The organism is Arsenophonus endosymbiont of Bemisia tabaci Q2 (genome assembly GCF_902713415.1).
Taxonomy (GTDB): Bacteria; Pseudomonadota; Gammaproteobacteria; order Enterobacterales; family Enterobacteriaceae; genus Arsenophonus.
In genome coordinates this window covers 1-1,146 of sequence record NZ_CACTIE010000300.1, presented here as the reverse complement: position 1 = coordinate 1,146, position 1,146 = coordinate 1, and the positions used below count along the sequence as shown (strand labels likewise).

General features: G+C 40.7%; 1 protein-coding gene and 1 pseudogene. Both read right to left on the bottom strand.

Annotation, left to right across the window (positions count from 1 at the left end; all coding sequences use genetic code 11):
- Positions 1-241, bottom strand: a pseudogene (locus ARSQ2_RS11500) (ProQ/FINO family protein); the annotation flags it as partial.
- A gap of 204 nt (positions 242-445) precedes the next feature.
- Positions 446-1,146 (bottom strand): Rpn family recombination-promoting nuclease/putative transposase (locus ARSQ2_RS11495; protein ID WP_238334500.1); only part of this gene is annotated, 701 nt, incomplete at its 5' end.

Here is a 1,146-nt window from a genome sequence, read left to right as displayed (position 1 = left end):
CAATACTCCCTAAACACGCTCTTAAACGCTTTCTGGCTATCGGTAATGACTTTCCCTTCACCTCCTGCCACATATCCTGCTGGATCCTAATTTTCATGGGTTTCAGTTGATTTTCAGGAAGTAGATTAGGCAAAAACGTGCTGATTTTTGAAATCCCTTCCTCTAACGGCAATCGCTTTTTAGGCGGTGTGGGTGGTTTTGGTATTTTAACCTTCACTTCCTGTTTAGGTTTTTCAACCACCTTTTGGGGCTGCTGTTTTGCTACTTTGTGAGGATGAGACTTTTTTCCCTGTTTTTTGGGCGTAGCGTTTACCCAGACCTTTTTACCGTAAACGGGGTTACTTGAAGGTTTGTGTTTCTTGTGAAGCCTTTATTGAGCGATTGAGGGTTAATTTCATGCGTTCCGTCATCGTTTTAATCTTTAAACAGGTTGCTCATTTCATCATCATTCAATCCCGTAAATTTCATCACAGATTGCCTGTCTATACCACTTTCCAGCATTTGGCGCGCTATCTTCATCGAAGCCTTTTTTTCGCCCTTTTGCACCCCTTCCTGAATCCCTTTGAATCCCTTCAAGTTTACCTTCTTGACCGCCTTCTGCTTTACGTTGTTGTATACCTTTTTGAATTCCTTCTTGGATTCCTTCAGTTTTGCCTTCTTGTCTTAATGCTTGAGCAATAGTCATAAGTGCTCCTTCGTGTTTTTCTGATTGTTTAACTATCTTAGTGATAAATTCTATTGGTTTTCGAGCATTACCTTCCTGAATGAGATAATTAAACATCGCGATGACTTGATTATCAGTATAATAATTATACGACAATAGTTTAACAATGCTATCCAGTAACTCGGTCATATCTCGTCTTCGAATGTATTTTTGGATGAGGGTCAACAAAGCCATTCGCTTATGTTGCGTAATTTGACCATCATCTAAAGTTCTAACATCTGCTAATCGGAACGGTTGTGTATAGATACCTTCTGCTACTTTTCTGTCATGAAAACAGTCCAACCAATTCGTGCTATAGGGGTGAGGACTTTGTTCACCACAATAAAACAGGATGGGAAACACCAGTGGCAACTCTTTTTGACCAGCCTCTAGATGCTTTTGCATCGCGGCCATGCTATAACGGATCAACCGCCATGCAATGA